This window comes from Lutimaribacter saemankumensis (genome assembly GCF_900100005.1).
Lineage (GTDB): Bacteria > Pseudomonadota > Alphaproteobacteria > Rhodobacterales > Rhodobacteraceae > Lutimaribacter > Lutimaribacter saemankumensis.
Genome location: NZ_FNEB01000012.1, coordinates 17836 through 43779 on the forward strand (window position 1 = coordinate 17836; position 25944 = coordinate 43779).

The following is a 25944-nucleotide window of genomic DNA, read 5'->3' on the forward strand; positions in this document are numbered from 1 at the left end:
TTTCCCTTCCGATACAGGGCGGGCCTGCATCTTTCTCTTTCCGAAAATATCCCGGGGGTGCGGGGGCAGGGCCCCCGCCCGGGTTGCCGCCAGTGCGGTGCGGTATGTCGTTTGCGTGGTCATTCGGCAGCCACCCCTTCGACCCGGTCTTCGAGCGCGTCTGCGGCCTCTTGCAGGGCGGCGAGCGTTTCGGCGTCGGGTTGCCAGTAATTGCGGTCGCTTGCCTCGAGCAGGCGGTTCGCCATCCGGCTCGAAGCGACCGAGTTCAGCTCGGCCAGCCGCGCGCGCATATCGGGGTCCAGCACGAAGGTTTCGCTGAGCCGTTGATAGACCCAGGGTTCGACCTTGCCGGTGGTGGCCGACCAGCCCATCGTGTTGGTGACCTGCGCCTCGATCTGGCGCACGCCTTCTGCGCCATGCTTGAGCATGCCTTCGAACCATTTCGGGTTCAGGCTGCGCGACCGGGTTTCCAGCGCGACCTGATCCGCTAGCGTGCGCACCTTGGCCGCACCGCGGGTCTGGTCACCGATATAGACGGCGGCCTCTTGTCCGCCGCGGGCGCGCTTGACCGCGCGGGAAATGCCGCCGAGCGTGTCGAAATAGTGATCGACCGTCGTGACGCCCAGTTCGACCGATTCAAGGTTCTGATAGGCCACATCGACGTCTTTCAGGGCCTGTTGCAGCAGCGCGGGATTGGCGCTGGCCTTGCCGTTCACACCATAGGCAAAGCTTTTGCGCGCCTCGTAGGCGTCGGCCAGTTCGTCCTCGTCGCCAAAGGCGCTGCTATCGACCAGCGCGTTGACGTTCGAGCCATAGGCGCCTTCGGCATTGGAAAAGACGCGCAGCGCGGCGGTTTCGATGTTGGTGCCCATTTTTTCCATGTAATCAATGGCGTGGGCGCGGATGAAATTCATCTCAAGCGGTTCGTCGGCCTGTGCGGCCTGCAATGCGGCATCCGCCAGAAGGCGGGTTTGCAGCGGCAGGAGATCGCGGAAGATGCCCGACAGCGTGATCACCACGTCGATGCGCGGGCGGCCGAGTTCGGCCAGCGGGATCAGATCGGCGCCCGACAGCCGCCCGAAGGCGTCGAAACGCGGTTTCGCCCCCAAAAGCGCGAGCGCCTGGCCGATCGGGCCGCCGTCGGATTTGATGTTGTCCGACCCCCACAGCACCAGCGCCACCGAGCGCGGCAGTTCCGGGTGTGTATCGAGCAGAAGCTGCGCCTGTTTCGCGCCTTCGCGGCAGGCATATTCGGTGGGCATGCGGAACGGATCGAAGGCGTGGATATTGCGGCCCGTCGGCAGGATGTCGGGGCTGCGGATCAGGTCGCCGCCATGCACGGGCGGAATATAGCGCGCCGAAAGCGCGCGCAGCAGGGCCGGGATTTCGTGATCTTCCTGCAGGATCGCCTGCACCCGCGCGCGGGTGTCGTCGTCGGCATCCTCCATAACGTCGGCATAGGCGGCGCGTTCCGCGTCGGTCAGTTCCTTGCCCAGGATGTGCAGGCCGTCGGGGATCAGCGCGTCTTCGGTTTCGAGCAGCTTCAGCCACATCTGGGCCGGGCCGATCCCACCCATGTCGACCGCTTCGGCCTGTTCGGCAATGAGGGTTTCCAGATCGTCGCGGTCGGGGCCGTCTTCCATGCCGCGCCAGCGCGACAGGCTGTCCTTCAGCTCGGCCAGGCCCTTGTAAAGCCCCGAGGCCGCCAGCGGCGGGGTCATGTGCGTCACCGTCACCGCACCCGAACGGCGTTTCGCAAGCGAGGCTTCGGACGGGTTGTTGGAGGCGTAGAGATAGATGTTCGGCATCTCGCCGATCAGACGGTCGGGCCAGTCGCGTGCGCCAAGGCCGGCCTGCTTGCCCGGCATGAACTCCAGCGCGCCATGCATGCCGAAATGCAGTACCGCATCGGCCTGGAACCTGTTCTTGAGCCAGAGGTAGAACTGCACGAAGGCGTGGGTGGGCGCAAAGCCCTTTTCGAACAGCAGGCGCATCGGGTCGCCTTCGTAGCCGAACGTGGGCTGCACCCCGACGAACACGTTGCCGAAATGCTGGCCCAGCACGAAAACGCCGCGCCCGTCGGATTGCACCTTGCCGGGGGCGGGGCCCCAGACGGATTCGATGACCTTCAGCGGCGGGGTGTTCGCCACGATGTCGTCGGCGCTGACATGGGCGGCGACATTCGCCTCTTGCCCGTATTGGCGGGCGTTGCCTTCCAGCACGGCGGCGCGCAGTTCGGCTACCGTGTCGGGCACGTCGATCGTGTAGCCCTCGGCCTTCATGCGCTTCATCGTGTTGTGCAGGCTTTCGAATACGTTGAGATAGGCGGCCGTACCCACGGCCCCGGCATTGGGAGGAAAGCCGAACAGCACGATTGCGATTTTCTTTTCGGCAACCTTGCGGCGGCGCAGGCGGGCGAGGCGCTGGACCTTTTCGGCCAGGCTGTCGATGCGTTCGCGGCAGGGCGCCATCGCCTTGTCCGAGCCCGCGCAGGGGCAGGCATGCTGGCATCCGGTGCAGCCTTCGGCGCCGTGGCGGCCGCCAAAGACCGTGGGGCTGGTCGCCCCGTCCAGTTCGGGCAGCGCGATCAGCATCGTGGTTTCGATGGGGCCAAGGCCCTGTTCGCTGGCCGACCACTGGCCCAGCGTCTGGAATTCCAGCGGATGGGCGGTGATGTAAGGAATATCGAGCCTTTTCAGCACCTCGACCGCGCCCGCGCTGTCGTTATAGGCAGGGCCGCCCACCAGGCTGAACCCGGTAAGGGACAACAGAACGTCGATCTTTGCCGCGCCATCGTCGTCAGCGAAGAAGGATTTGATCGCGGGGCGGCCATCGAGCCCGCCGGCATAGGCGGGCAGGACGCGCAGACCGCGCGATTCAAGCTGGCGGATCACCTGGTCGTAATGCGCGGTGTCCGAGCTGAGGATATAGGACCGCATCATCAGCAGCCCCACGGTGCCGACAGGGTTTTTCGGCCCCTTGATGTCTGTCGGGTCGGTGGTGATCCGGTCCTTGAGATCGGGGTGATACAGCGCGACCTCGGGGTATTCCAGCGGCTCGGCTGCTTGCGCGCCCAGCCATTGCGGGCGGGTTGCGGCGTATTTACCCAGCAGGTAGCGGACCATCTGTTCGATGTTGTCGTCGGACCCGCCCAGCCAGTATTGCATGACAAGGAACCAGCTGCGCAGATCCTGCGCCTTGCCGGGGATAAGCCGCAGGATGCGGGGCAGGCGGCGCAGTTGCTTCATGCGCTTTTCGCCGCTGTCGCTGTTGGGTTTCGACCCGCCGCGCAGCTTTTTCATCAGCTTCATCATGCCGCTGGCGGGCTGCGCCATATCCAGGCGGCCCAGCTTGGTCAGCTTGATGATCTCGGCATCCGCAATCACGCCGATCATGCCATCCACACGGTCGCGCACGGCCTGGAGGTCGGCGAGGACGGGGCGGATATGTTCCTCGAGGAAAAGAAGGTTCGCCACGACCATGTCGGCCTCGGCGATGCGGGCGCGGGTCTCGGCCAGGGCGTCCGGCGTTTCGGCCCATTCGGCGGCGGCGTGCACCGTGACGGTGAGCCCCGGAAAATCCTGCACCAGGCGCAGGCCCGCACGGGCCACGGGGCCGGCCGCGTGGCTGTCGAGCGTGATAATCACGATGTTGTAGGGCTTGACGCCCGTTGTCACATCATCACCGCGCATAATGGGCCTTGGCCTCGTAAAGGGTGTCGACACTGATTTCGGAAACGCCGCGTTCGGCGGCGAAGGTTTCGGTGTTGCGCCGCGCCTTGCCGCGCACGAAGAAGGGGATCTTTTTCAGTTCCTTTTCGGCGGCGGGCAGCCAGACGACCTCGACGCTGCTTTCGACAGGGGCGGGGGCCATTTCGGGCCCGTCCGTCGCGGCGGGCGCGTCCAGATCGCGCAGCTTGGCCTTGTGGCCGTGGTGGCTGGCACCAGCGTCGTCGTGGAATTCGAAATCGTCGCGGAACATGTGCAGAAGATGTTCCTCCAGCCCCATGACCAGCGGATGCACCCAGGTGTCGAAGATCACGTTGGCGCCCTCGATCCCCATCTGCGGGCTATAGCGGGCGGGGAAATCCTGAACGTGGACCGGGGCCGAGATCACGGCGCAGGGGATGCCGAGGCGCTTGCCGATATGGCGCTCCATCTGGGTGCCGAGGATCATTTCGGGGGCCAGATCCTCGATCGTCTTTTCGACCTCGAGGTAATCGTCGGTGATCAGCGCCGGAACGCCGTAATCCTTGGCAAGCGTACGGATGGTGCGGGCCTGTTCGCGGTTGTAGCAGCCCATGCCCACCACTTCGAAGCCCATCTCGTCGCGCGCGATGCGGGCGGCGGCGGCGACATGCGTGCCGTCCCCGAAAAGGAACACGCGCTTGCCGGTCAGATAGGTGCTGTCCACGCTGGCCGAATACCAGGGCAGGCGAAGGCGGCTTTCGTCCAGAACGGTGTTGCGCCCAGTGATCGCCGCCACTTCGGCCACGAAATCACGGGTCGCGCCGACGCCGATCGGCACGGTTTTCGTGTAGGGCAGGGCCAGTTCCCGCTCCATCCAGCGGGCCGCGGTTTCGGCCGTTTCGGGATACATCAGCACGTTGAAATGCGCGGCACCCATTCGGGTGATGTCATGCGGTGTGGCGTTGTAGGGCGCCACGACGTTGACCCCGATCCCCATATCGCCCAACAGGGCGGTGATCTCGGTGATGTCGTCGCGGTGGCGGAACCCCAACGCTGTGGGGCCGATCAGGTTGGCCGTCGGGTGTGCCGACTTTTCGACCGGCTTCGCCAGTGCCTTGACGATCTGGTAAAAGGTTTCATCCGCGCCGAAATTTTCCTTGCGCTGGTAGCTGGGCAATTCCAGCGGGATCACCGGGATGGGCAGGCCCATGGTTTCGGCCATGCCGCCGGGATCGTCCTGGATCAGCTCGGCGGTGCAGGACGCGCCGACGATGATCGCCTGCGGCTGGAACCGGTCATAGGCATCTTGCGCGGCCGACTTGAACAGGTTCGCGGTGTCGGCGCCCAGATCGCGCGCTTGGAAGGTGGTGTAAGTCACCGGCGGGCGGTGATTGCGCCGTTCGATCATGGTGAACAGCAGGTCGGCATAGGTATCGCCCTGCGGCGCATGAAGGACATAGTGCAGATCCTTCATCGCCGTTGCGACGCGCATGGCGCCAACATGGGGCGGGCCTTCGTATGTCCAGACCGTCAGCTTCATTCCGCGGCCTCCAGTTTCAGCAGGTCGCGGCGGCGCAGCGGACGTGAGAATAGCCCTGCCAGATCGCCCGCCTGTTCGTAGAAATGCACCGGGGTAAAGACCAGCTCGATCGCCCATTTGGTGGTCAGCCCCTCGGCCTCGAGCGGGTTGGCAAGGCCCAGGCCGCACACCGTCAGGTCGGGCTTGGCGTCGTGCACGCGATCAAGCTGCAGATCGACATCCTGCCCTTCCGAGAAGACCGGGCCTTCGGCCATCAGGTCCATGTCGGGGCCGACAAGATCCTTGTGGATGAAGGGGGCGCCGACCTCGATCGCGGTCATACCGCATTCGCGGGTCAGGAACCGGGCGAGCGGGATTTCCAGCTGACTGTCCGGGAAGAAAAAGACCGACCTGTTTTCCAGCGCCTCTGCCGCCTGCGCCACGGCGCGCCGGGCGCGGGCGCGGGGGGCGTCGGTGACTTCGGCGAATTTTTCGTCGGATACGCCGAATTCATCGGCCACCGCGCGCAACCAGGCGGTGGTGCCCTGTTCGCCAAACGGGAAAGGCGCCGCGATGTGGCGTGCGCCCCTGCGGACCAGCGCGGCGTGCGTGTCGCCAAGAAAGGGCTGCGTCAGCGCGAAAACGGCATTCGGGCCAACGGCCACGGGATCGTCGGCGCGCGCCGACGGCAGCACCGTGACGGGGCCGACGCCCAACCGGTCGAGCAGGTCCAGCGCCTGGTCCTGCACCACGTCGGGCAGGGCGCCCACCAGCATCAGTTGGCGGTCCTGGGTTTCGGGCAGGCCGGGCACCATCGCGGCAAGGCAGGCGTCTTCGCCCTCGGTAAAGGTGGTTTCGATCCCCGAGCCCGAGAAGTTGATGACACGCACATGCGGGCCGTGCCGTGCCGACAGCCGTTCGGCTGCCTTTTCCAGGTCCAGCTTGATCACCTCGGAAGGGCAGGAGCCGACAAGAAAAAGCTGGCGGATATCGCCGCGCCGTTCCAGCAGGCGGCCAACCTCTCGGTCTAGCTCGTCCTGCGCATCGGCCATGCCGGCGAGATCGGTTTCTTCCAGGATCGCGGTGCCGAAACGCGGTTCGGCAAAGATCATGACACCGGCGGCGGATTGCAACAGGTGCGCGCAGGTGCGGCTGCCCACGACCAGGAAAAACGCATCCTGCATCTTGCGGTGCAGCCAGATGATCGATGTCAGCCCGCAGAACACCTCGCGCTGGCCACGCTCTTTCAGGATGGGCGCATTGCGACAGCCCTGGCCGGTGTTTGGAACATCCTTCATACCCGGCCCTCTGCCTGAAGCCGGGCCATGCGGAGTTTCCACAGGAACTGACCGGCGTTGATGACGTAGGCAAGGTAGGCCGCCAGCGCGAGAACCATCTGTTCCGTGGGGCCGAGGGATCCGCTCCAGACCGCCCAGAGATAGGCGGTGTGCAATGCGATCACCGCAAAGCTGAACACGTCTTCCCAAAAGAATGCGGGCGCGAACAGGTATTGCCCGAACACGATCTTTTCCCAGATCGCGCCGGTGACCATGATCGTATAAAGCACACCCGTCTTGACGACGATCGACGCTGTCGCCGCCCAGTACCCGTCACCCGTCCAGAGATAGCGCAGCACAAGCGCCAGCGAGACGAGAAAGACGAGGAACTGCAGAGGCGCGAGTATTCCCTGAACCAGGGTCCAGACCGTCGCATCGCGCCGAGCGCGCTGCTCGGGCGTGTAAAGCCCCGTGGCGGGCATCTCGCTGCCATGATGCGTGGGCATGGCCGATTCCCTCCTTGCCATGGCCCAAGCGTAGCGGTCAGAAAGTCAAAGTGTCAATTAAAAGTTACACTCATGAATTGACATTCGATGGATGGGTGAGGCGCGGTTTTTCGAGGAAAGACAGGGCCTAAAGCCTTGTTTAAAAGGGAAAATCGCTCAAGTCCTGACAGATCTTGCCGGCAGAGACATTCCATTGTGTCTATTGTCTTTGACATTTTGCCAAGCTTACGTGACACTTGTTCATGTCGCGGACTCGGGTTCCGGCGGCGCACGCGGCGCTTTTGGCGGAATACTCGGCGGCAGCGAGGAGTTGGCCCATGACTAGCGACGTTTCTCCGAAGAAGTTCCAGCGCGCGGTCAGTCGCCACGTCGATGCATTGGCCAGATCGGTCCTGACATCGCTCAGGACTTACCCTTCGCCGGATTTGCGGGCAAAACTTTCGTTGGCGGCAAGTGACCTTGCGTCACTTTCCATCAGTTCCGGGATCTTCGACGCCGAGGCGATCATGGAGGATCTGAAGGGCCGCAAGTTCAGCAATGCCGACATCATGGATTACTGTATCCCGGAGGCCGCGCTGCTTGTCGGGCAGGGCTGGATCGAAGACCAGGTCTCGTTCTGGCAAGTCAGCCTGTCCGGGGCGAGACTATACAATCTTGTCAAACGGATAAGTGCCGAATGGGTGCCGTCGCCCAGGTCCGATCAACGCTTTGCGGTTCTGTTGGTCGTGTGCCGCGAACAGACCCATATCCTGGGCCCGGTTCTACTGGCGGATCAACTGCGCCGCGCGAACTGCTCGGTCACTCTGGTGACGGCGGAAACGGGCGCGGAATTGTCGTCTAGGATCAATCAAGGCTTTTACGATATTGTCGTTTTTTCCTGTTCCTCTCTGGAAGTCCTTGAAACTGCGACCCATCTCGTTAAACACATCCGCCAAGAGGCATGTGTGGTGCCACCTTTGGTATTGGGCGGGCCAGTGATCGACCATGCGGAAAATATCCGCGAAACAACGGGCGTCGACCTGGTCACGCGTGACATCAAAAAGGCGCTCAGCCTGTGCAATCGAGCTGTAACACCGATGGAATTGAAAGTAGCTGAGTGATGAACTCTGGAAGTGCGCCAAAATGGAAGGGCGGATCGATCCCCATGATCGAGCCGGAACTTCTGAATGGATTGTTGGCGTCGGAGTCCGATATCGTTCTGGTGCTTTCGGGGGCAGGGCAGGTCATGTCCGTCCTGATCGATCCGTCATCGCCCCTCGCCCCCAAGGTCGAGAAGTGGGAAGGCAAGTCGATCCGCGACATTCTCAGCAGTGAAAGCGTGCCCAAGATCGACGCCCTGCTGACGCGCATCGCCGATGGCGAGACCGTTCCCCGTGCGATCGAGGTCAATCACAACGACACGTTGTCGTCCTTTCCCGTCCGGTATTCGATCCATCCGACCGGCAAGGACGATACGCTTTTGATGCTGGGGCGCGACCTGCGCGTGATCGCGGAAACGCAACAGCAGCTTGTGCAGGCGCAGATCGCGCTGGAACGCGGATACGAAGAACGCCGCGAATACGACGCGCGCTATCGGATGCTGCTGGCGACAACCCGCGATGCGATGGTTTTCGTTTCGGCATCGGACGGGCGGATCAAGGATCTCAACGCGCCGGCGGCCAGCCTGCTTGGCGCGGCGCGCGATGAATTGACCGGCGTCGTCTTTGCGCAGGAATTCAAGGACCGGCGCGCGGGTGAGTTCGTCGACAACCTGATCAGCCTGGCCATGTCGGAAACCACCAGCAACCTGATGGTGACGGCGCGGCGGTCCCGCAAAAAGCTGCATATCCAGCCGTCGATCTTTCGTGCGGCGGGCGAACGCATCCTGATCTGCCGCCTTGACGCCGAGGCCGACGGGCAGGCGGTTGACGATCGTCTGGCGATGAACCTGTCTGCGATCTATCGCGGCAGCACCGACGGTTTTGTCTTTACCGATCCGAAAGGCGTGATCGAAGACACCAACGAATCCTTCATGGAAATGGTCGATGCCGCGCAGCTGCGCGAATTGCGCGGCCGCAGCCTGGCCGATTTCCTGGCGCGTGGTCAGATCGACCTGAGCGTGATGCTGGAAAACGCCATGCGCGCCGGCCACATGCGCACCTATGCGACCCGCGTGACAAACGAATTCGGCGCGAAAGTGTCCGTCGAAGTATCGGTTGTGCACCTGAACAACCGTGAACAGCCGTCTATGGGGTTCATCATCCGCGATGTCAGCCGGACTGAGGCGCTGCGCGGTGGCCCGCCGGTGATCGGTGGGGACGAAAGCGCGCATTCCAGCGTGATCGAACTGGTCGGTTCGGCTTCGCTCAAGGAAATCGTGGCCGAAACCTCGGAAGTGATCGAAAAGCTTTGTATCGAGGCGGCGGTGGATCTGACGCGTAACAACCGCGCCGCGGCCGCCGAAATGCTGGGCCTGTCGCGCCAGAGCCTTTATGTCAAGCTGCGCAAATACGGCCTGCTGAACAAGGACGGCGAAGACTAAGCCGCCGGACCGGGAAATTCCCCTGCTTTTTCAATTGACTGACCCGCCAGGTGCCGGGCTGTCGCAGGGTGTCGAGTTTTCTTGCAACGACTCGAAGTGTCAGGCAAACTAGACACATGAGCGTTACATCAGATTTACACACCCGCGCCTATCCCGAACCGGCGGCGATGCTGCGCCTGATAAAGCCGATCACCTGGTTTCCGCCCATGTGGGCCTATTTGTGCGGCACGGTTTCGTCTGGTGTGTCTCCGCTGGAAAAGCCTGCGCTGGTGGGTCTGGGCATCATCCTGGCCGGGCCGATCGTCTGCGGCATGAGCCAGGCAGCGAACGACTGGTGCGACCGCCATGTCGACGCGATCAACGAACCCGACCGCCCGATCCCGTCGGGGCGCATTCCGGGCCGGTGGGGCCTTTGGATCGCCCTTGCGATGTCGGTGCTGTCGCTGATGGTCGGCGCGCTGCTCGGTCCCTGGGGATTTGCCGCCACGGTGGTGGGCGTTCTGGCCGCCTGGGCCTATTCCGCCGAACCGGTGCGCCTGAAACGGTCCGGCTGGCTGGGTCCGGGGCTGGTCGGGCTGAGCTATGAAACCTTGCCCTGGTTCACGGGGGCAGCCGTGCTGGCCGCGGGCCGCCCCGCCGACGAAATCATCTGGATCGCCCTGCTGTACGGCATAGGCGCGCACGGGATCATGACACTCAACGATTTCAAGGCGCTGGAAGGCGACCGGCAGATGGGTGTGAACTCTTTGCCGGTTACGCTTGGCCCGGAGCTTGCGGCCAAGGTGGCCTGCGCGGTCATGCTGATCCCGCAGGCGGTCGTCGTGATGCTGCTGGCGCAATGGGATCGTCCGATCCACGCCTTCGCGGTGCTGGCGCTGGGTCTCGGGCAGGTCTGGGCGATGTCCGTCATGCTGCGCGACCCAAGGGCCAAGGCGCCCTGGTACAACGGAACAGGCGTCTTGATGTATATTTCGGGGATGATGGTTGCCGCCTTCGCCCTGCGCGGGTTGGAGGTGATGTGATGACACTCAGCTGGTTGTCGATCCTGCGTCTGGGCCTTGTGCAGATGGCGCTTGGCATGATCGTGGTGCTGACCACGGCCACGATGAACCGCGTGATGGTGGTCGAGCTGGCCCTGCCGGCGATCCTGCCGGGCCTTCTGGTTTCGCTCTATTACGGCACGCAGTTTCTGCGCCCGCATTTCGGACACGGGGCCGATGCCGGCGGGCGGCGCACCCCCTGGATCATTGGCGGCGTGGCCGTTCTGGGCGCAGGCGCGATGCTGGCGGCCTTTGCCGTCGGGGTGATGGAACGCGCTACGGCGCTGGGGATTGCCACGGCTGTCCCGGCCTTTCTGCTGATCGGCCTGGGCATTGGCGCGGCGGGCACGAACCTGCTGGCGCTGCTGGCCGCCCGCGTGGCCGAAGGGCGGCAGGCCGCCGCCGGCAGCGCGGTCTGGATCATGATGATCTTCGGCCTTGCCGCCACGGGCATCACCGCGGGCCTGCTTCTCGATCCCTACAGCCCCGCGCGGCTGCTGGCCGTGACGGCGGGTGTGTCGGGCGTGGCGTTGCTGCTGACGCTGGTCGGCGTGGTGGGCCAGGAACGCAGCCCCGCACCGCAAAAACCCAACCAGAACCGCAAACTGGCGTTCCGTGCCTCCGCGGCCGAGCTTTGGGCCGACCGCCGGGTGCGGGGTTTCACGATCTTCGTCTTCGCCTCGATGCTGGCCTACAACCTGCAGGATCTGATCCTCGAACCCTTTGCCGGCCATGTATTCGGCATGACGGTGGGCGAAAGCACGCAGTTGGGCGGAATGCACCATGCCGGGGCGCTGGTGGGCATGATCGCGGTTCTTCTGTCGGGCACGCTTTTGTCGCGCTGGTTCACCGTGCCGATCCGGGTCTGGATCGTGGGCGGCTGCCTGTTGTCCGGCGCAGCGCTGATCGCGCTGGCCTGGGGCGGGCTGCATGCGGCAAGCTGGCCCATCGCGCCCAACATCTTCACTTTGGGGCTGGCCAACGGCGCCTTTGCCGTGGCCGCCATCGGCGCGATGATGGGCCTTGCCCGCGAAGGCGACGAATCCCGCGAAGGCATCCGCATGGGCCTGTTCGGCGCGGCACAGGCCATCGCCTTTGGCGCGGGGTCGTTCCTGGGGACGGCGGCCGCCGACATCATGCGCAGCCTGACCGCCTCGGACGCGTTGGCCTATGGCAGCGTCTTTGCCGCCGAAGGGGGCGTATTCCTGATTGCCGCATTCCTGGCCATGTCGTTGGGAACCCAACCGAAACAGGCGCCTGCCGCCGACCTGATACCGGGGGAGTAAGGACACATGTTTGACGTCGTTGTCGTGGGCGGGGGGCCGTCCGGCGCCACAGCCGCCGAAGACCTGGCCCTGCTGGGCCGCAAGGTGGCGCTGATCGACCGGGGCGGGCGGATCAAACCCTGCGGCGGCGCGATCCCGCCGCGCCTGATCCGCGATTTCCGCATCCCCCAAAGCCAGCTGGTCGCCAAGATCACCACCGCGCGCATGATCTCGCCCACCGGACGCCGCGTGGACATACCGATCGAAAACGGATTCGTCGGCATGGTCGACCGCGAGCATTTCGACGAATACCTGCGCGCCCGCGCCGCCGATGCCGGGGCCGAGCGCCTGACAGGCACCTACCTGCGCATCGCGCGCGACAGGACCGGCACGCATGTCATCTATCGCGACAAGCAAAGCGGAGAGGAACGCAGCCTGACCACGAAACTGGTCATCGGCGCCGATGGCGCGCGTTCGAACGTGGCCCGCACCGAAGTGCCGGGCGGCGACAGCATCCCTTACGTGATCGCCTATCACGAGATCATCGAGGCCCCCGGCCCACGCGGCGACTATCATCCCGACCGCTGCGACGTGATCTATGACGGGCGGATCAGCCCAGATTTCTACGGCTGGGTTTTCCCGCATGGCAAATCGGCCTCGATCGGGATGGGCTCTTTCGTGAAAGAGGTCGATCTGAAAAAGGCCACCGCCGATCTGCGCGCGGCATCGGGCCTGTCCGATTGCCCGACGATCCGCCGCGAAGGCGCGCCGATACCGCTGAAACCGCTCGACCGGTGGGACAATGGCCGCGACGTCGTTCTGGCGGGCGATGCCGCCGGGGTCGTCGCGCCAAGCTCGGGCGAAGGGATATATTACGCAATGATGGGCGGCCGCGTCGCCGCCACCGCGGCCGAATCCAAGCTGAAAACCGGTCTGATCCGCGACCTCGGCCTGGCGCGCAAGCTCTTCATGAAAGAGCATAAATCCGTCTTCAAGGTGCTGGGCGCGATGCAGAACGCCTATTACAAATCCGACGAGCGCCGCGAAAGGTTCGTCAGCCTGTGCCACGATATCGACGTGCAGCGCCTGACGTTCGAGGCGTACATGAACAAGGAACTGGTCAAGGCCCGGCCCTTGGCCCACCTCAAGATTGGGGTTAAGAACCTCGCACATCTGACAGGGCTCGTACGGGCGGAGTATGTATGACGATCATGATCCCGGCCTGGGTGAACGGAGATCTGAAACCGGTGGAAAAGCTGGACGCGCATAAACGCGGCCTGCGCCACAAGGCCGTTTCGGTCTTTGTCATGGATGGCAACCGCGTGCTGATCCAGCGCCGCGCCCTGGGCAAGTATCATACGCCGGGATTGTGGGCGAACACCTGCTGCACCCACCCCGATTGGGGCGAGGACGCGGCCGCCTGCGCCACGCGCCGCCTGCGCGAAGAGCTGGGGATTACCGGTGTGACATGCGACTACCGCGGCCAGGTCGAATACCGGGCGGATGTCGGCGGCGGCTTGATCGAGCACGAAGTCGTCGAACTTTTCCTTGCCCGTGCGGGCGCGGATCTCAAGGTGTCACCGAACCCGGACGAAGTGATGGACACACGCTGGGTGGCCGCCGACGTGCTGGCCGAAGAGGTGGCGCAGCATCCCGAACGGTTCACGCCGTGGCTGCGGATCTATCTTGCAGAACACGGCGACAAGATCTTCGCCACGCAGCCCGCGCAGTAACTTACCATAAGACGGATTATGCGCCTAGGCGCGCATAGGGCGCGACCCCGCCTCTTCATCTTGCTGAAAATACTCATGCGACGACCGGAACGGGCGCAGCGCCTGCGTTGGACGCAAGGCTGCCCGCAGGCGGCCCGAGGGCCGGGCCAAAGGCCCGGTTCCGAGATACAGCTTGCGCCGCAAGGCGCGCATTTGGATCAGACGACGCTCGACAAACTCACGACGCTTGCAGCGGGGCGCAGGATGCTCCGCGCGGTTTGTGCGATGCTGTCGGCCGTCAGGCCCGCGTCGGCATACATGTGCGCCGGGCTTGCCTGCGGAATGATCCGGTCGGGCAGCGTCATCGTCCGCACGGCAAGCCCGCGGTCCAACAGGCCACTGGCGGCAAGATCGTGCAGGACCATCGCGCCGAACCCGCCCTGGGCCCCCTGCTCGACCGTGATCAGCGCACGGTGTTCGCGGGCCAGCCGCTGCAGCAGGTCACGGTCCAGCGGTTTGGCGAAACGCGCGTCGGCCAGCGTCACGCTGACGCCCTCGCCTTCCAATTCGGCGGCGGCGCGGCGGCACTCGCCCAGATGCGCGCCCAGCGACAGGATCGCGATGTCGGTGCCTTCGGAAATGATGCGGCCCTTGCCGATCTCCAGGATCTGCCCGCGCTCGGGCATCTCGATCCCCTCGCCTGCGCCGCGCGGATAACGGAACGCGATCGGCCCCTCGTCAAAGGCGGCGGCGGTGGCGACCATGTGCATCAGCTCTGCCTCGTCGGCGGCCGCCATCACGGTAAAGCCGGGCAGGTTGCACAGATAGGCCAGGTCGTAGGCGCCGGCATGGGTGGCGCCATCCGCGCCCACCAGTCCGGCCCGGTCGATGGCGAACCGCACGGGCAGCCCTTGCAGTGAAACGTCGTGAACCACCTGGTCATAGCCGCGTTGCAAAAAGGTCGAATAGATCGCGCAGAACGGCCGCAGCCCGCTGGCCGCCATCCCGGCGGCGAATGTGACGGCATGCTGTTCGGCGATGCCTACGTCGTGCACCCGCGCGGGGAACCGCTCGGCCATGATGTCGACGCCGGTGCCGCCCGGCATCGCCGCGGTCACGGCGACGATGCGCGGATCTCGCGCGGCCTCGTCGGTCAGCGCCTTGCCGAATACCGAGGTATAGCTGGGCGCGCCTCCGCCTGATTTCGATTGCGTGCCGGTCGCAGGGTCGAACTTGGACACGCCATGATACTTGCAGGCGGCGCTTTCGGCGGGCGCGTATCCCTTGCCCTTGACGGTGCAGACATGGATCAGCGTCGGCCGCGTCGCCCGCGCACGGGCGGCGCGCAGAACGGGCAAAAGCTGCGACAGGTCATGCCCGTCGATCGGACCGATATAGTCGAACCCCAGCTCCTCGAACAAGGTGCCCTGCCCGCCCATGCTGCCGGTCACCAGCTGCCTGGCCCGGCGTGCGCCTTCGCGCATCGGCGGGGGCAGCGCGGCCTCGAACCCTTCGGCAAGGGCGCGCATCTTGGCCAGCGGTTCGTTGGCGTAGAGCCGCGACAGATAGGCCGACATCGCGCCCACGGGCGGGGCGATGCTCATTTCGTTGTCGTTCAGGATGACGAACATCCGACGCCCTTCGGCGCCTGCGTTGTTCAGCGCCTCATAGGCCATGCCGGCGGAAATCGCACCATCCCCGATCACGGCGATCGCATCGCCGGTGGGCATGCCCATGTCCCGGCCCAGGGTGAACCCCAGCGCCGCGCTGATCGAGGTCGAGGAATGCGCCGCGCCGAACGGATCGTAGTCGCTTTCGTCGCGCTTGGTGAAACCGGACAGCCCGTCCTTTTGCCGCAACGTGCGGATGCGGTCGCGCCGGCCGGTCAGGATCTTGTGTGGATAGCACTGATGCCCCACGTCCCAGACCAGCTTGTCCATCGGCGTGTTGAACACCGCGTGGATCGCCACGCTCAGTTCCACAACGCCCAGGGACGATCCGAGATGCCCGCCGGTTTCGCTGACGGCCGAGATCAGTTCGGCCCGCAACTCGTCGGACAATCGCCGCAGATCGCCATCACTCAGCGCGCGCAGATCGGCCGGGCCGGCCACACGATCGAGAAGCGGTGTAACGGGACGGGTCATGGCAGAATTCCTTTCGTGAAGTACAAGGCGCCGCATCCAGATGTCCCGGATGCGGCGCCAGGTTCCTGTCGCCAACAGGAAGGGACCCGGGGTTTCCCCCGATGTCCGGCCCCTGGGACACAATCAGGGACCGAACGTGGCAAGGGGGTGCGGCCGCGCCCGGCCGCCCCGCCCTATTGCGTTGCCGCCTCGTAGGACGGCGCGCCGGTGGTGGCCAGTTCGGGCCAGTCGGCGATCACGTTGGTGCCCTGCAAGGGCTGCTGGTATCCCTTGTGGCAGGTCTTGCACGCAGCCTTGGGCGCATCGCCGAAGACCGGGCCAAGACGATGCGGCGGATACACATCCTGCAGCGGCACGAGGTAGTCGTTGTTCAGCTCCTGCACCATGGCGATGCCCAGGCTGGCCGTGGACCACTGCGGCGTCACCTGCGCCGGGTCATAGAAGGCCCGCGTGTTGTGGCAGAAGACGCAGTTCACCCCGAGGCTGTTCGCGAAATAGTTCATCAGCGAATAGGTGCGCTCGGCGTTCTGGATGGCAGGGATGTCCGGGTTGGACGGGCTGCCTGCCACACGGCTTTCCAGGTCATGCACCGCGATCCGCTCGTAGTTCAGCAGATAGCTTTCCAGCGCATCCGAGGGCAGCGAGGTGTATTGCGATTGCACCGTCACCCTGCTCTGGTTGGCGGACCAGCCCGCCGTCGCCGTGTTTACCGGGCCAAGCCGGAACCAGATTTCGCTGGGCACGTTCTGGCCACGGTGGCAGGTAAAGCACGTCACGCCCACCTGCTTGTTGGCGTTCACATGGCCATCCCAGTTTTCGTTGATGTTCTGCGTCATCTCGATCATGCGGCGCGCCACGACCTTGGTGTAAAGGTCGTCGTTGCCGTATTCCTCGAGCGCGACATCCCCGTGGCAATACGCACAGCCCGCATCCGGCGCGACCCAGGTGGTCATCGCGTTCATCAGGCGGTTGAAATTGTCCTCGGTCAGATCGCCCAGCACCTGGACGTTCTGATAGATGTCGCGGGCCAGCGGCTCACCCCCGGCCGGCACATACGGCTCGTCAGGGATGATGTTGGCGATATCGGGGTCCGGCGTGGCCAGGTCGGCCTTGAACTCGGGCACCGACATCCCCGTCCCGCGTGGGCCGGTCTGCAGGCTGTCCGTGGCAAAGGGCTGCCCCCAGGCCACCAGCATCGCCGCGACGAACACCGCGCCACCCACCACACCCACCAGGATACCCGGTGTGTAGATGTTGGTCGGGTTGTCCCGGTTCCATTCGTTGAACCATTTAGGCAGCATAACTCAGCCCTCCTGTCCGATGAAGGATCCGTAGGACCGGAAGTCCTCGTATCCGTAGGAGCCGTCATACATGGGGGCAAAATTGTGCTCCTGCGCCCAGATGAACCAGTTGTCCACCACGGTGCCGGTCAGCAGGATGCCGATACCGCCCGTGATCGGGGTCAGAACCGCGAACCACCACGCCCAGCGATGGATGCCTTCCATCGTCGCGTTGAAGCCCATGGTCCAGCGCCAGAACAGCGCCGCCCGCTCGGTGGCCGTGCCCCGGTCGTAGATCTGTTCCAGCTCGCGGTCGCCGCCGAAGCGGGTGACGGCCAGGATGGTGGCGCCGTGCATTGCGAACAGCAGCACCGAACCATAAAGGAACACGATCGAAAGACAGTGGAACGGGTTGTAGTAGAGGTTGCCGTAGCGGATCGAGAAGGCCGTGGTCCAATCCAGGTGCGGGAAGATCCCGTAAGGCACCGCCTCTGACCACGATCCCATCAGGATCGGGCGGAACAGGCCCAGCACGAGGAACAGCCAGATCGCCGACCCGAAGGCCCAGAAGATGTGCTTGCCCATCTTCTGCTCGGCCGCCAGTTGCCAGGACCGCAACCACCACAACATCACCGACACCAGCAGGAAGAAGCTGGAGATGATGTACCAGCCCCCGTCATTCAGCGGCGGGATGCGCAGCCCGTATTCGGGGCTGGGCGGCTCCAGCGCCAGCCAGAAAAGCTGCCGGATGAACTCGGGGATCGACCAGTCGACCTGCGCCAGCATGTTCATGCCGACGATGACGAACCAGACAAGGCCCGACGCGATCGAGGCGATCCCGACCATGCCCACGTTGATGGGCCCGATCTGCGCGTTGCCGAACCAGCCCATGAGGTTGGAAAAGAACGGCGTGCCTGCGCGGTCTTCTGTCAGGGTGCCCAGGTCGTCGGTGCCCCATTCCGGGGCGCCGCGCACCTGCACCTGTGTGAATATGTTCTGATATTCAGCCATTGTTACATCCCCACCTGAGAGGGCCATATCGGCAGCTCAAGCCACCAGTTCCACCATTCCGGCCAGCCCTTGGTCCAGACCGGGCCCGAGATGATGATGCAGACCGCCGAAAAGAACACGGCGTTGATCGCCAGCAGGAACCCCAGCCGGTGAATGCCCAGCGTGCCGACCGAGTAGCCGATGAAGTCACGAAAGAACGTGTCCTCGTGATCCGGCGTCTTGGCGATCTCGCCCTTTTCGGGATTCGCCGCCGACAGGATCAGGCCGCCATGAAGGGCCAGCGCCAGGGTGGTGGTGAAAAACAGCGTCACCGCCAGCATATGCGCCGGGTTGTAGTGGAAGTGCAGATAGGCGTAGCCAGTGTTCGACACCCAATCGAGATGGCTGAAGATGCCATAGGGAAACGCATGCCCCCAGGCGCCCATCAGAAGGGGGCGGAAAATCACCAGCGTGACATAGGCCAGGATCGCGAAGCTGAAGGCGAACGGCACATGATAGCCGATCCCGAGCTTGCGGCAGATCTCGACCTCGCGCAGCGCCCAGCTGATGAAGCTGGCCGTTGCGCAGATCGTTATGAACTGCCAAAGCCCGCCCTCGTTCAGCGGTGCGATGCCCAGACCATAGGACAGGTCGGGCGGCGCGATGTTGATAAGCCAGGGGTTCCACGTTCCCTGCTGGGCCGCGCCCCACAGGATCAGGATCGTCCCCAAAGTAGCGAAAAAGGCGGTCGTGACCCCGAAGAAGCCCACGAAGAAGGGCCCCACCCAGAAGTCGAACAGATCGCCGCCGATCAGCGTCCCTCCGCGGACGCGATACTTTTTCTCGAAGCTGAGCAGCGCCATCTTCCTAAGTCTCCGCGTTTGGCGGCGCGGCCTGTTCAGACCTTAGCCGTCGTGTTTTGGTTGGGTTCGCTGCGGGCGGGCGCACCGCCCGCAGCGGTCTTTTCCAGGCTCTCGCCCGTGGTCACTCGCTTGCTGCGGCGCGCGATGCGGCGGCGTTCTCGAACCAGTTGATACCGTTCGACAGAACCACCAGGTGAATCATCACAGCCAGCAGGAAAAGGAAGACGCCCTGTGCGACAAACACACGGCGCGGATCGAAGACGAGCCAGATCTTGTAGAACTTTGCCATTTCTTCGCTCCCCTCAGAACCACGGAGCCCAGATGTAGGTTGCCAGGTGGGCAACCACTGCGACCGCCACGAACAGCCAGAGGCCGCTCATATAGACGGAGTGCAGCTCCTGAGCCTGCTCGTCGGTAAGACCCGTGAAGGACAGGTCGTTATTATCAGCCATGAACTTTCCTCCGGAACGTTATGCTGACGCCGCGAACCCCTCGCGGCAGGGTCCGTCGGGGCCCGTTGCCGGGCCCTTCGGGCCTGTCCACCCCTCTCGGAATGGCCAGTCTCGGGTTCGGTCCTTTCAGACCGAGAATACGATCGGCGTGATGCGGTCCGCCTCGGCCCATGCGCGGGCCAGCGGCCCCCGCGTGATGAGCGTGCGTTCCCGCGCCACGGCCCGGACCCATGAAATCGTCGCGAACGGGATCGCCACGACGAAGAACAGGGCAAAGAACACCCGGAACTCGGCGCTGCGGCGCGAGATGTTCCGGCTGGCCCGGGTCGGCAGTTTCGAGGTCACATCTGTCATGTGTCTTGCTCCTCTCGTTATTCGCTTGCGGCCGGGGCGCGGCTTGGCGCCAGGGCCCGGATGGTTTCGATCACCACGCGCTCGTCGCCCTGCGCCAGCGCGCGCTCTTCGGCGGCGTCGCGCAATTGCTTGGCGGCGGAAATGCGGGTCAGAACAGGGTGGCTGGCCACGATGCGGTCCAGCTCGGCCTGGGCGTCGGCATCCCAGGGGAAATCGCGGCGCAGCGGCGTGGGCGTCGCGGGCGCGGCATCCATCTGGCTGGCCAGCGGCAGGATGTGGAACAGCGCATCGAACAGCCCGTTGCATACTTCCTGCAGCAGGTAGGTCGCGCCGGCATAGCCCATGAACGGCGTACCGGTCGCGCGCCGGATCGCGGCACCGGGGAACGACGCCGGGATGAACGCCGGCTGCGGCCCGTGCCCGGCCTTCATCTCGGCCAGGTAGATCTTTTCGTTGATCGACCCCATCACGATCAGCGGGCGGCGCTGCTCCATCAGGGCGCGCACTTCCTCGTTGTTGGTCTTGGTGCCGGCGCTGCGGGCCACGGCAAAGGCGCAAGGCAGGCCAAGGTCGCTTTCCATGTAGTGGCGGATGCCGCGGGCATAGGTTTCGTTCGCGACGATGGCGAAGCTGGCGGTCGCAAAGAAATCCTGCGTGACCGAGCGCCACAGATCCCAGACCGGCTTGATCGTCGAATGCTTTTCGCGCGCGATGAACGGTTCAGGGTCGAGCCCCAGCATATCGCCCAGCTTGCGCAGGAATTTCGTCGTGCTGTCGATCCCGATGGGCGCCTGCAGATAGGGCTTGCCCAGAACCTCGGCCAGGCCGCGTCCGAATTCGCGGTACATCACGATATTGGCGTCGGCGTTCACCAGGTTGCGCATTTCGGCCAGGTGGCTGCCAAGCGGCATCACCATGTTGACCTCGGCGCCGATCCCTTCGACCAGGCGGCGGATCTCGGCCAGGTCGCTCGGCATGTTGAAGGTGCCGTACATCGGGCCCAGGATGTTCACGCGCGGGGCGGCGCCCTCTTCGCACTTTTTCTCGGGCGGCATCCGGCCCTTGGTCATCCCGAACTCGGTAAAGATCCAGGTCATCGCGCGATCCGCGCTTTCCCACTGGTCCTCGTCGATGGTGCGCGGCAGGAAGCGCTGGATGTTCGTGCCCTGCGGCGTGACACCCCCGCCGATCATTTCCGCGATCGACCCGGTGACGACGACCGACGGCAACGCCGGGTCGAGCGTTTCCCAGGCCCGTTTCATCGCGCCTTCGGTGCCGTCGCGGCCCAGCTCTTCCTCGGCCAGGCCGGTGACGACGATGGGCAATTCATGCGGCGGCAGCGCGTCGGTATAATGCAGGACGGACGTGACCGGCAGGTTTTCGCAGCCTACCGGGCCGTCGATGACCACCTGCAACCCCTTCACCGCGGTAAAGGCGTAGACGGCCCCCCAATATCCCCCGGCGCGGTCATGATCCTGGATAAGCATCAGATCATCTCCTGCGCCTTGGCGGCACGCGCCAGTTTATCGAGCTTTTTCTGATGCTGGGCGCGGAAATCGGGGCGCAGGTTGGGGCTGCCCTCCCAGATACCGGCGGTGTCGCCTTCGCCCACTCCGTCAAAGAACTCGGCCATGTGATCCATGCGGTCCTTGTTGGCCATCGCGGCGTTGATGACCTCGGCCAGGCTGCCGGCACCGGCCGGCCCCATCAGCGGGCGCGCGGAAATCAGGTTGGTGAAATAGAGCGCCGGAACGGTCAGTTCCTTGGCCTTCTGCACCACCGGCGTCGTGCCGATCGCAAGGTTGGGGCGGATGGCCTCCATCGCGGCACAGTCGTCTTCCAGCGAGGCGCGGAACTTGACCTTCACGCCATGCGCCTCCAGCCAGGCGGCATCCTGCGCGTTCCAGGGTGTCCTGGGGCAGGCCGTACCGACATAGGGCAGGTCCGCACCGCTTTCGATCAGCAGCCGCGCGACGAGCAATTCGCTGCCTTCATAGCCCGAGAGCGTAATCGTGCCTTCGATCTTCGATTGCGCCAGCGCGCCCTTGATCGCGGGAACAAAGGCGTTCTGCGCCGCGCCGACCTGTGCCTCGGACAGGCCGAAGGCGTCGCCGATGGCGGCCAGCCAGTCATGCGTGCCGGAAATGCCCACCGGGGCAGAGCCCACAACCGGACGGCCCGCCGCCTGGAATTCGCGCACGGCAGACGTATAGAACGGATGGATCGCCGCCACTGCCCCGCAATCCAGCGCCGAATACAATTCACGCCATTCGCGGCATGGCACGACAGGGCCGGCGGCCAGGCCAAGCGGCGCCAGCATCGCGCCGATCATCATCGGGTCGGCCGGGAACATCTCGCCCAACAGCGATACGGTCGGTCGGTCCTCGACCCCGCCTTCTGGGCGCGGCACGGGGCCGGCCTCGGCTTCTTCGCGGGCGTATTTCAGCATTGCACCGGCCAGAACGTCCTTGGCCTCGGCATGGGTCGGCACACCGAAACCTGGCACGTCGATGCCCACGATGCGCACGCCGTTGATCTCGTCCGGCAGCAGCCGCAGCGGCACGCCGCTTGCGGTTGGCACGCACAGGTTCGTCACGACCACCGCGTCATAGCGGTCGGGATCGGCCAGTTCGTGCACCGCGTCGCGGATGTCCTCGAACAGCTTGCCGGTCACCAGGGTTTCGGAATTGAACGGCACGTAACCGACCGACCGGCGCGCGCCATAGAAATGCGACACGAAGGTCAGGCCGTAAACGCAGCAGGCGGAACCCGAAAGAACCGTGGCCACGCGCTTCATCCGCAGACCCACCCGCAACGACCCGAAGGCCGGGCACATGGATTGCGGCTTGTCATGCGGGCCGGTGGGATAATCGGCGGCGAACTTGTCCAGCAACTCGGACTGGCCGGCCGCGCGCGCGGCCTCGGCCATGGTCGAACCGGAATGACAGCCAAGGCCGGGATCGCCCTCCAGCACCGGCGCGTCCTCGCGCGGGGCGCCCTCGATCACTTCGGCCTCATGGGCGGTGTCGTATGTTTCTTCGCGGCTCATTCCTTGCCCTTCGGCGCCGGCTGCGGCGCCCGTTCCAGTTGCTTGAGCGCCCGGTCCCAGCGGGCCAGTTCATCCAGATCAAACATCGTCGTAGACCACTTCGAGGGATTTCTTCGGCGCTGCATACTTGCCGCGCATGTCGGCATCGCTTGCCGGTTCCAGAACCACGCCCGCACCGGTGTCGGACCCGTCGAACAGGTTCAGCAATTCATCCTGGCTCAGCGGTTTGGGGCGGATCGGCGGCGCCTCGGCCACGTTCAGGCCCAGTTCCGCGAACAGCGCTCCCCAGGGCGAGGCATCGGTGCCGACGATCTGGTAATTGGCGGATTTCTTGCGCAGGTCGTCATCCTGCGGGATCGAGGCCAGCACCGGGATGCCCGCCGCTTCGGCAAAGGCCTGCGCCTCGCCGGAATGGTCGTCCTTGTTCACGACCAGACCCGCCACGCCGACATTGCCGCCCAGCTTGCGGAAATACTCGACCGCCGAACAGACGTTGTTGGCCACATAGAGCGATTGCAGGTCGTTCGACCCGACTAGGATCACCTTTTGCGCCATGTCACGCGCAATCGGCAGACCGAACCCGCCACACACGACGTCGCCCAGGAAATCCAGCAGGACGTAATCGAAATCCCAGTCGTGAAAGCCCAGCTTTTCCAGCAGTTCGAAACCGTGGATGATGCCGCGCCCGCCGCAGCCGCGGCCCACCTCGGGCCCGCCCAGCTCCATCGCAAAGACGCCGCCACGCTTGAAACACACGTCGCCGATCTGCACCTCTTCGCCGGCCAGCTTCTTCTTGGTCGATGTCTCGATGATCGTCGGGCACGCCTTGCCGCCGAACAGCAGGCTGGTGGTGTCGGATTTCGGGTCGCAGCCGATCAGCAGCACACGCTTGCCCTGCTCGGCCATCATGTGGCTGAGATTGGCCAGCGTGAACGACTTGCCGATCCCACCCTTGCCGTAGATCGCGATGATCTGCGTCTTGCTGGTCGGTTCGGTGACGGGGATCTCTTCGATCTCCTGCGTGGCTTCATCCTTCAGCCGCTGGTCATACCCTTTCAGGTTCGGCACTTCGTCCTTCATGCGGCTTGCTCCCAGTTAAGTATCATCTTCAGGCAGGCCGGATCCTCGAACGCCGTGGTGTAGGCGTCGGGGGCACGGGCCGCCGGAACTTCGTGTGTGATCAGCCCGCCCAGGCTCAGCGCGCCGTTCTCGATCAGCGCGCGGGTGGCGGACAAGTCGTCACGCTCCCACTCGGCGGCGACGCGGAACCGCGCCTCTTTCATGAATGCGGGCGGAAAGGCGAATTGCAGCGGCTCGGTATAAAAGCCGGCCAGCACGATCTCGCCGCCCTTGCGGATGCGGCCCACCAGATCGTTCAGCAGCGCCCCGTTGCCCGAGGCGTCGTAGATCGCGGTGTAATCCCGGCGCTCATCCGCATCGGGGTGGATCACGTCGTATCCTTCGGCGCCGGTGGCGCGGTCGGGGTTCACCTCCCACACGGTGGGGGCGGGCGCACCGGCGGCAACGGTCAGCCGCGCCAGCAGCCGGCCCAGGACACCATGGCCCACGATCAGGTCGGGCACCGCCTTGTCCAGCCCCGCCAGCGCGTGACGCGCCGTGGCCGCCAGGGCCAGCAAGGCCCCCTGCGCACCCAGGCCCGCATCTATACGGCATACGCGCGCGGCGTCCGTCACCAGCATGCTGGCTGCGCCGCCGAACAGGCCGAACGCCCCTTCGTAACAATTCGCGCCGGGCACAAAGACCCAGTCGCCCGGGCGATACCCGGTTTCCGAACCGGCCTCGACCACCTCGCCCGCGGCCTCGTAACCGGGCACAAGCGGATACCCCATGCCGGGAAACGGCGGCATCTGGCCGGACCAGAAAAGTTTCTCGGTGCCCGTGGAGATGCCGGAATGCGCGATGCGGACAACCAGATCGTTCGGCCCCGGCGCCGTCAGCGGCACGGTTTCGATCTTCAGATCCTTTGGTCCGTTCAGGAGGACGACGGATGTCTGCATGGCCCCCTCACTCTGTCCACTGGCGCGGCGCCGTCCCTGTGGAAGACTCAGGCGCACCGCTTTTTCGATAGTGTCAGTTTAACTTTACACTTTGGTCTGTCAATAATTATTGACTGTTTGGCGCCAGAAACCGTCAAGCTGCTTTGACACATGTCACCGCAGAGGTGACGTAGGGGCGCCCGGCACGGGGAATCGCGATGTCTTCGAATCCGACCTCCCGGCACAGTTCGGCGATTCGATCCGCGCTGCGTGTGCGGCCTGTGCCCATCGCCATCGTGTAAAAGGCGAAATACACATCCGTGATCGGATCGGGGCGGTCGCCGCCCGACATCGGCTCGGAAATGATCAGGCGGCCGCCGGCGGGCAGCGCGTCATGCACCTTTGCCAAAAGCGCCCGCACCGTGTCGTCGCGGTGATCGTAAAGCACGCGAATCAGGCTGATCGCATCGGCACCCTCTGGCAGCGGATCGTCGCGGAAGGACGCCGGATGCAGACGCACCCGATCGCTGACCCCGGCTCGCGCCAACCGCGCGCCGGCGCCCTCCAGCACCGCGGGCAGATCGACAAGCGTCATAGCCAGCCCCGGCCAGGCACGCCCCGCGGCCGACAGGAACGCACCCGTCCCGCCGCCCACATCCATCAGGCGCCGTACATTCTTGAGCGACACCATGCGCAGCGTATCCTGCGCCACCAATGCCTGACTGTCGGCCATCAGGTCGGAATAGGTGGCCGTCACCGTCGGATCGACCGCACCGCGCGCCCCGAAGACATAGGGCCAAAAGGCCGCCAGCTCGGTCTCGGCCCCGCCGCGCAGCAAGGCCACCGGATCTTCGAGATCGCGATAGAAGGCGCGGTGATGGCGAATCATCTGGCGCAATCCGGGCACGCCCAGCAATGCCGCTCCCTTGCGCGCCAGCGCGAACCGTCCGTCCCGCCGACGCTTCAGCAGCCCCATCGCCGCACCGGCCTGGCACAGAATCAGCATCCGGTCCTCAGGCATCTCGGCGCCAGCGGCCAGCGCGGCTACGCGCATCGGCCCACCGGTCAACCGGTTCAGCACATCCAGTTCGACCAGCGAGGCCAGCGCCTGCGCCTCGACAAACCCTTGCACAATGCGAAAAATCTCGGCGCCATCGCGCCGCGCCATGCCGCGCGTCAACGGAAACCGCGCGGCCCAGGCCTGAAAGCCGGGGCGCGCGATCAGTCGTGCCAGCACCCCACGCATACCATTTGCCGGTCGGGGCGCAGCGGCATCGGCCATGCCT

The 25944-nt window shown here is 64.7% G+C and carries 22 protein-coding genes; 6 read left to right on the forward strand and 16 right to left on the reverse strand.

Translation table 11 applies throughout. The features are described 5' to 3' along the window. Nucleotides 1-119: 119 nt before the first annotated feature. From BLT50_RS17235 to bchF, 4 genes are read right to left on the reverse strand one after another with little or no spacing between them, the layout of a single operon-like run. Complete coding sequence (locus tag BLT50_RS17235; RefSeq protein WP_090030266.1) at nucleotides 120-3692, reverse strand: magnesium chelatase subunit H; 3573 nt, start codon at nucleotides 3690-3692, stop codon at nucleotides 120-122. Further along, nucleotides 3682-5229 (reverse strand): ferredoxin:protochlorophyllide reductase (ATP-dependent) subunit B, encoded by a 1548-nt coding sequence (gene bchB / locus BLT50_RS17240; RefSeq protein WP_090030268.1) that lies wholly within the window; start codon nucleotides 5227-5229, stop codon nucleotides 3682-3684. The genes BLT50_RS17235 and bchB overlap by 11 nt, the downstream gene beginning before the upstream one ends. Further along, on the reverse strand, nucleotides 5226-6506 hold the full coding sequence (locus tag BLT50_RS17245; protein WP_090030270.1) for a ferredoxin:protochlorophyllide reductase (ATP-dependent) subunit N: 1281 nt from the start codon (nucleotides 6504-6506) through the stop codon (nucleotides 5226-5228). The genes bchB and BLT50_RS17245 overlap by 4 nt, the downstream gene beginning before the upstream one ends. After that, on the reverse strand, nucleotides 6503-6991 hold the full coding sequence (bchF, locus tag BLT50_RS17250; protein WP_175491519.1) for a 2-vinyl bacteriochlorophyllide hydratase: 489 nt from the start codon (nucleotides 6989-6991) through the stop codon (nucleotides 6503-6505). The genes BLT50_RS17245 and bchF overlap by 4 nt, the downstream gene beginning before the upstream one ends. Nucleotides 6992-7308: 317 nt before the next feature. On the opposite strand from bchF, the gene BLT50_RS17255 reads away from it, so the two are divergent. The 6 genes from BLT50_RS17255 to idi all read left to right on the forward strand — a co-directional run bounded on the left by BLT50_RS17255 (nucleotide 7309) and on the right by idi (nucleotide 13550). After that, nucleotides 7309-8091 (forward strand): cobalamin-dependent protein, encoded by a 783-nt coding sequence (locus BLT50_RS17255; protein ID WP_175491520.1) that lies wholly within the window; start codon nucleotides 7309-7311, stop codon nucleotides 8089-8091. Between the two features lie 44 nt (nucleotides 8092-8135). Then, nucleotides 8136-9512, forward strand: coding sequence for a transcriptional regulator PpsR (ppsR, locus tag BLT50_RS17260; RefSeq protein ID WP_175491521.1), 1377 nt, complete (start codon nucleotides 8136-8138; stop codon nucleotides 9510-9512). A 116-nt stretch (nucleotides 9513-9628) separates the two neighbouring features. Beyond that, complete coding sequence (gene chlG, locus BLT50_RS17265) at nucleotides 9629-10534, forward strand: chlorophyll synthase ChlG (protein WP_090030276.1); 906 nt, start codon at nucleotides 9629-9631, stop codon at nucleotides 10532-10534. Then, nucleotides 10534-11838, forward strand: a complete 1305-nt coding sequence (locus tag BLT50_RS17270) for a BCD family MFS transporter (protein WP_090030278.1) — start codon at nucleotides 10534-10536, stop codon at nucleotides 11836-11838. The genes chlG and BLT50_RS17270 overlap by 1 nt, the downstream gene beginning before the upstream one ends. 6 nt (nucleotides 11839-11844) lie before the next feature. Beyond that, on the forward strand, nucleotides 11845-13023 hold the full coding sequence (locus BLT50_RS17275; RefSeq protein WP_090030280.1) for a geranylgeranyl diphosphate reductase: 1179 nt from the start codon (nucleotides 11845-11847) through the stop codon (nucleotides 13021-13023). Then, the gene (gene idi / locus BLT50_RS17280) at nucleotides 13020-13550 is read left to right on the forward strand and encodes an isopentenyl-diphosphate Delta-isomerase (protein ID WP_090030282.1); all 531 of its coding nucleotides are present in this window, start codon (nucleotides 13020-13022) and stop codon (nucleotides 13548-13550) included. The genes BLT50_RS17275 and idi overlap by 4 nt, the downstream gene beginning before the upstream one ends. 197 nt (nucleotides 13551-13747) lie before the next feature. Here the strand turns inward: idi and dxs are convergent, their stop codons facing one another. The 12 genes from dxs to BLT50_RS17340 all read right to left on the reverse strand — a co-directional run bounded on the left by dxs (nucleotide 13748) and on the right by BLT50_RS17340 (nucleotide 25940). Beyond that, entirely contained in the window at nucleotides 13748-15673 is a 1926-nt protein-coding gene (gene dxs / locus BLT50_RS17285; protein WP_090030284.1) for a 1-deoxy-D-xylulose-5-phosphate synthase, read from the reverse strand. Between the two features lie 173 nt (nucleotides 15674-15846). Further along, complete coding sequence (gene pufC / locus BLT50_RS17290; protein WP_090030286.1) at nucleotides 15847-16974, reverse strand: photosynthetic reaction center cytochrome PufC; 1128 nt, start codon at nucleotides 16972-16974, stop codon at nucleotides 15847-15849. A 3-nt stretch (nucleotides 16975-16977) separates the two neighbouring features. Then, nucleotides 16978-17964 (reverse strand): photosynthetic reaction center subunit M, encoded by a 987-nt coding sequence (gene pufM / locus BLT50_RS17295; RefSeq protein WP_090030288.1) that lies wholly within the window; start codon nucleotides 17962-17964, stop codon nucleotides 16978-16980. 2 nt (nucleotides 17965-17966) lie between these two features. Beyond that, nucleotides 17967-18806 carry a photosynthetic reaction center subunit L gene (pufL, locus tag BLT50_RS17300; RefSeq protein WP_090030290.1) on the reverse strand — a complete coding sequence of 280 codons (840 nt, stop codon included), beginning with the start codon at nucleotides 18804-18806 and terminating at the stop codon, nucleotides 17967-17969. Between the two features lie 121 nt (nucleotides 18807-18927). Then, on the reverse strand, nucleotides 18928-19095 hold the full coding sequence (gene pufA / locus BLT50_RS17305; protein WP_090030292.1) for a light-harvesting antenna LH1, alpha subunit: 168 nt from the start codon (nucleotides 19093-19095) through the stop codon (nucleotides 18928-18930). Between the two features lie 13 nt (nucleotides 19096-19108). Then, nucleotides 19109-19258 (reverse strand): light-harvesting antenna LH1, beta subunit, encoded by a 150-nt coding sequence (gene pufB / locus BLT50_RS17310; protein ID WP_090030294.1) that lies wholly within the window; start codon nucleotides 19256-19258, stop codon nucleotides 19109-19111. Between the two features lie 126 nt (nucleotides 19259-19384). Then, a complete protein-coding gene (gene pufQ / locus BLT50_RS17315; RefSeq protein ID WP_090030296.1) occupies nucleotides 19385-19612 on the reverse strand; it encodes a cytochrome PufQ in 228 nt (75 codons plus the stop codon). 17 nt (nucleotides 19613-19629) lie between these two features. Beyond that, entirely contained in the window at nucleotides 19630-21099 is a 1470-nt protein-coding gene (gene bchZ, locus BLT50_RS17320; protein WP_090030298.1) for a chlorophyllide a reductase subunit Z, read from the reverse strand. Then, complete coding sequence (gene bchY, locus BLT50_RS17325) at nucleotides 21099-22661, reverse strand: chlorophyllide a reductase subunit Y (RefSeq protein WP_090030300.1); 1563 nt, start codon at nucleotides 22659-22661, stop codon at nucleotides 21099-21101. The genes bchZ and bchY overlap by 1 nt, the downstream gene beginning before the upstream one ends. Before the next feature lie 78 nt (nucleotides 22662-22739). Beyond that, nucleotides 22740-23741 (reverse strand): chlorophyllide a reductase iron protein subunit X, encoded by a 1002-nt coding sequence (locus BLT50_RS17330; RefSeq protein WP_090030302.1) that lies wholly within the window; start codon nucleotides 23739-23741, stop codon nucleotides 22740-22742. Beyond that, nucleotides 23738-24679 (reverse strand): chlorophyll synthesis pathway protein BchC, encoded by a 942-nt coding sequence (gene bchC, locus BLT50_RS17335; protein ID WP_090030304.1) that lies wholly within the window; start codon nucleotides 24677-24679, stop codon nucleotides 23738-23740. The genes BLT50_RS17330 and bchC overlap by 4 nt, the downstream gene beginning before the upstream one ends. A gap of 133 nt (nucleotides 24680-24812) precedes the next feature. Continuing rightward, the gene (locus BLT50_RS17340; protein ID WP_175491522.1) at nucleotides 24813-25940 is read right to left on the reverse strand and encodes a methyltransferase; all 1128 of its coding nucleotides are present in this window, start codon (nucleotides 25938-25940) and stop codon (nucleotides 24813-24815) included. Between the last annotated feature and the right edge of the window lie 4 nt (nucleotides 25941-25944).

Bases quoted from the DNA above. Each gene is read 5' to 3' on its own strand.
- BLT50_RS17330 (WP_090030302.1), bottom strand. From the start codon at position 23,741: ATGAAGGACGAAGTGCCGAACCTGAAAGGGTATGACCAGCGGCTGAAG.
- bchC (WP_090030304.1), bottom strand. From the start codon at position 24,679: ATGCAGACATCCGTCGTCCTCCTGAACGGACCAAAGGATCTGAAGATC.
- BLT50_RS17255 (WP_175491520.1), top strand. From the start codon at position 7,309: ATGACTAGCGACGTTTCTCCGAAGAAGTTCCAGCGCGCGGTCAGTCGC.
- idi (WP_090030282.1), top strand. From the start codon at position 13,020: ATGACGATCATGATCCCGGCCTGGGTGAACGGAGATCTGAAACCGGTG.
- pufA (WP_090030292.1), bottom strand. From the start codon at position 19,095: ATGGCAAAGTTCTACAAGATCTGGCTCGTCTTCGATCCGCGCCGTGTG.
- ppsR (WP_175491521.1), top strand. From the start codon at position 8,136: ATGATCGAGCCGGAACTTCTGAATGGATTGTTGGCGTCGGAGTCCGAT.
- bchY (WP_090030300.1), bottom strand. From the start codon at position 22,661: ATGAGCCGCGAAGAAACATACGACACCGCCCATGAGGCCGAAGTGATC.
- pufC (WP_090030286.1), bottom strand. From the start codon at position 16,974: ATGCTGCCTAAATGGTTCAACGAATGGAACCGGGACAACCCGACCAAC.
- bchF (WP_175491519.1), bottom strand. From the start codon at position 6,991: ATGCCCACGCATCATGGCAGCGAGATGCCCGCCACGGGGCTTTACACG.
- bchB (WP_090030268.1), bottom strand. From the start codon at position 5,229: ATGAAGCTGACGGTCTGGACATACGAAGGCCCGCCCCATGTTGGCGCC.
- BLT50_RS17340 (WP_175491522.1), bottom strand. From the start codon at position 25,940: ATGGCCGATGCCGCTGCGCCCCGACCGGCAAATGGTATGCGTGGGGTG.
- BLT50_RS17235 (WP_090030266.1), bottom strand. From the start codon at position 3,692: ATGCGCGGTGATGATGTGACAACGGGCGTCAAGCCCTACAACATCGTG.
- BLT50_RS17275 (WP_090030280.1), top strand. From the start codon at position 11,845: ATGTTTGACGTCGTTGTCGTGGGCGGGGGGCCGTCCGGCGCCACAGCC.
- bchZ (WP_090030298.1), bottom strand. From the start codon at position 21,099: ATGCTTATCCAGGATCATGACCGCGCCGGGGGATATTGGGGGGCCGTC.
- pufM (WP_090030288.1), bottom strand. From the start codon at position 17,964: ATGGCTGAATATCAGAACATATTCACACAGGTGCAGGTGCGCGGCGCC.
- chlG (WP_090030276.1), top strand. From the start codon at position 9,629: ATGAGCGTTACATCAGATTTACACACCCGCGCCTATCCCGAACCGGCG.
- BLT50_RS17245 (WP_090030270.1), bottom strand. From the start codon at position 6,506: ATGAAGGATGTTCCAAACACCGGCCAGGGCTGTCGCAATGCGCCCATC.
- pufB (WP_090030294.1), bottom strand. From the start codon at position 19,258: ATGGCTGATAATAACGACCTGTCCTTCACGGGTCTTACCGACGAGCAG.
- pufQ (WP_090030296.1), bottom strand. From the start codon at position 19,612: ATGACAGATGTGACCTCGAAACTGCCGACCCGGGCCAGCCGGAACATC.
- BLT50_RS17270 (WP_090030278.1), top strand. From the start codon at position 10,534: ATGACACTCAGCTGGTTGTCGATCCTGCGTCTGGGCCTTGTGCAGATG.
- pufL (WP_090030290.1), bottom strand. From the start codon at position 18,806: ATGGCGCTGCTCAGCTTCGAGAAAAAGTATCGCGTCCGCGGAGGGACG.
- dxs (WP_090030284.1), bottom strand. From the start codon at position 15,673: ATGACCCGTCCCGTTACACCGCTTCTCGATCGTGTGGCCGGCCCGGCC.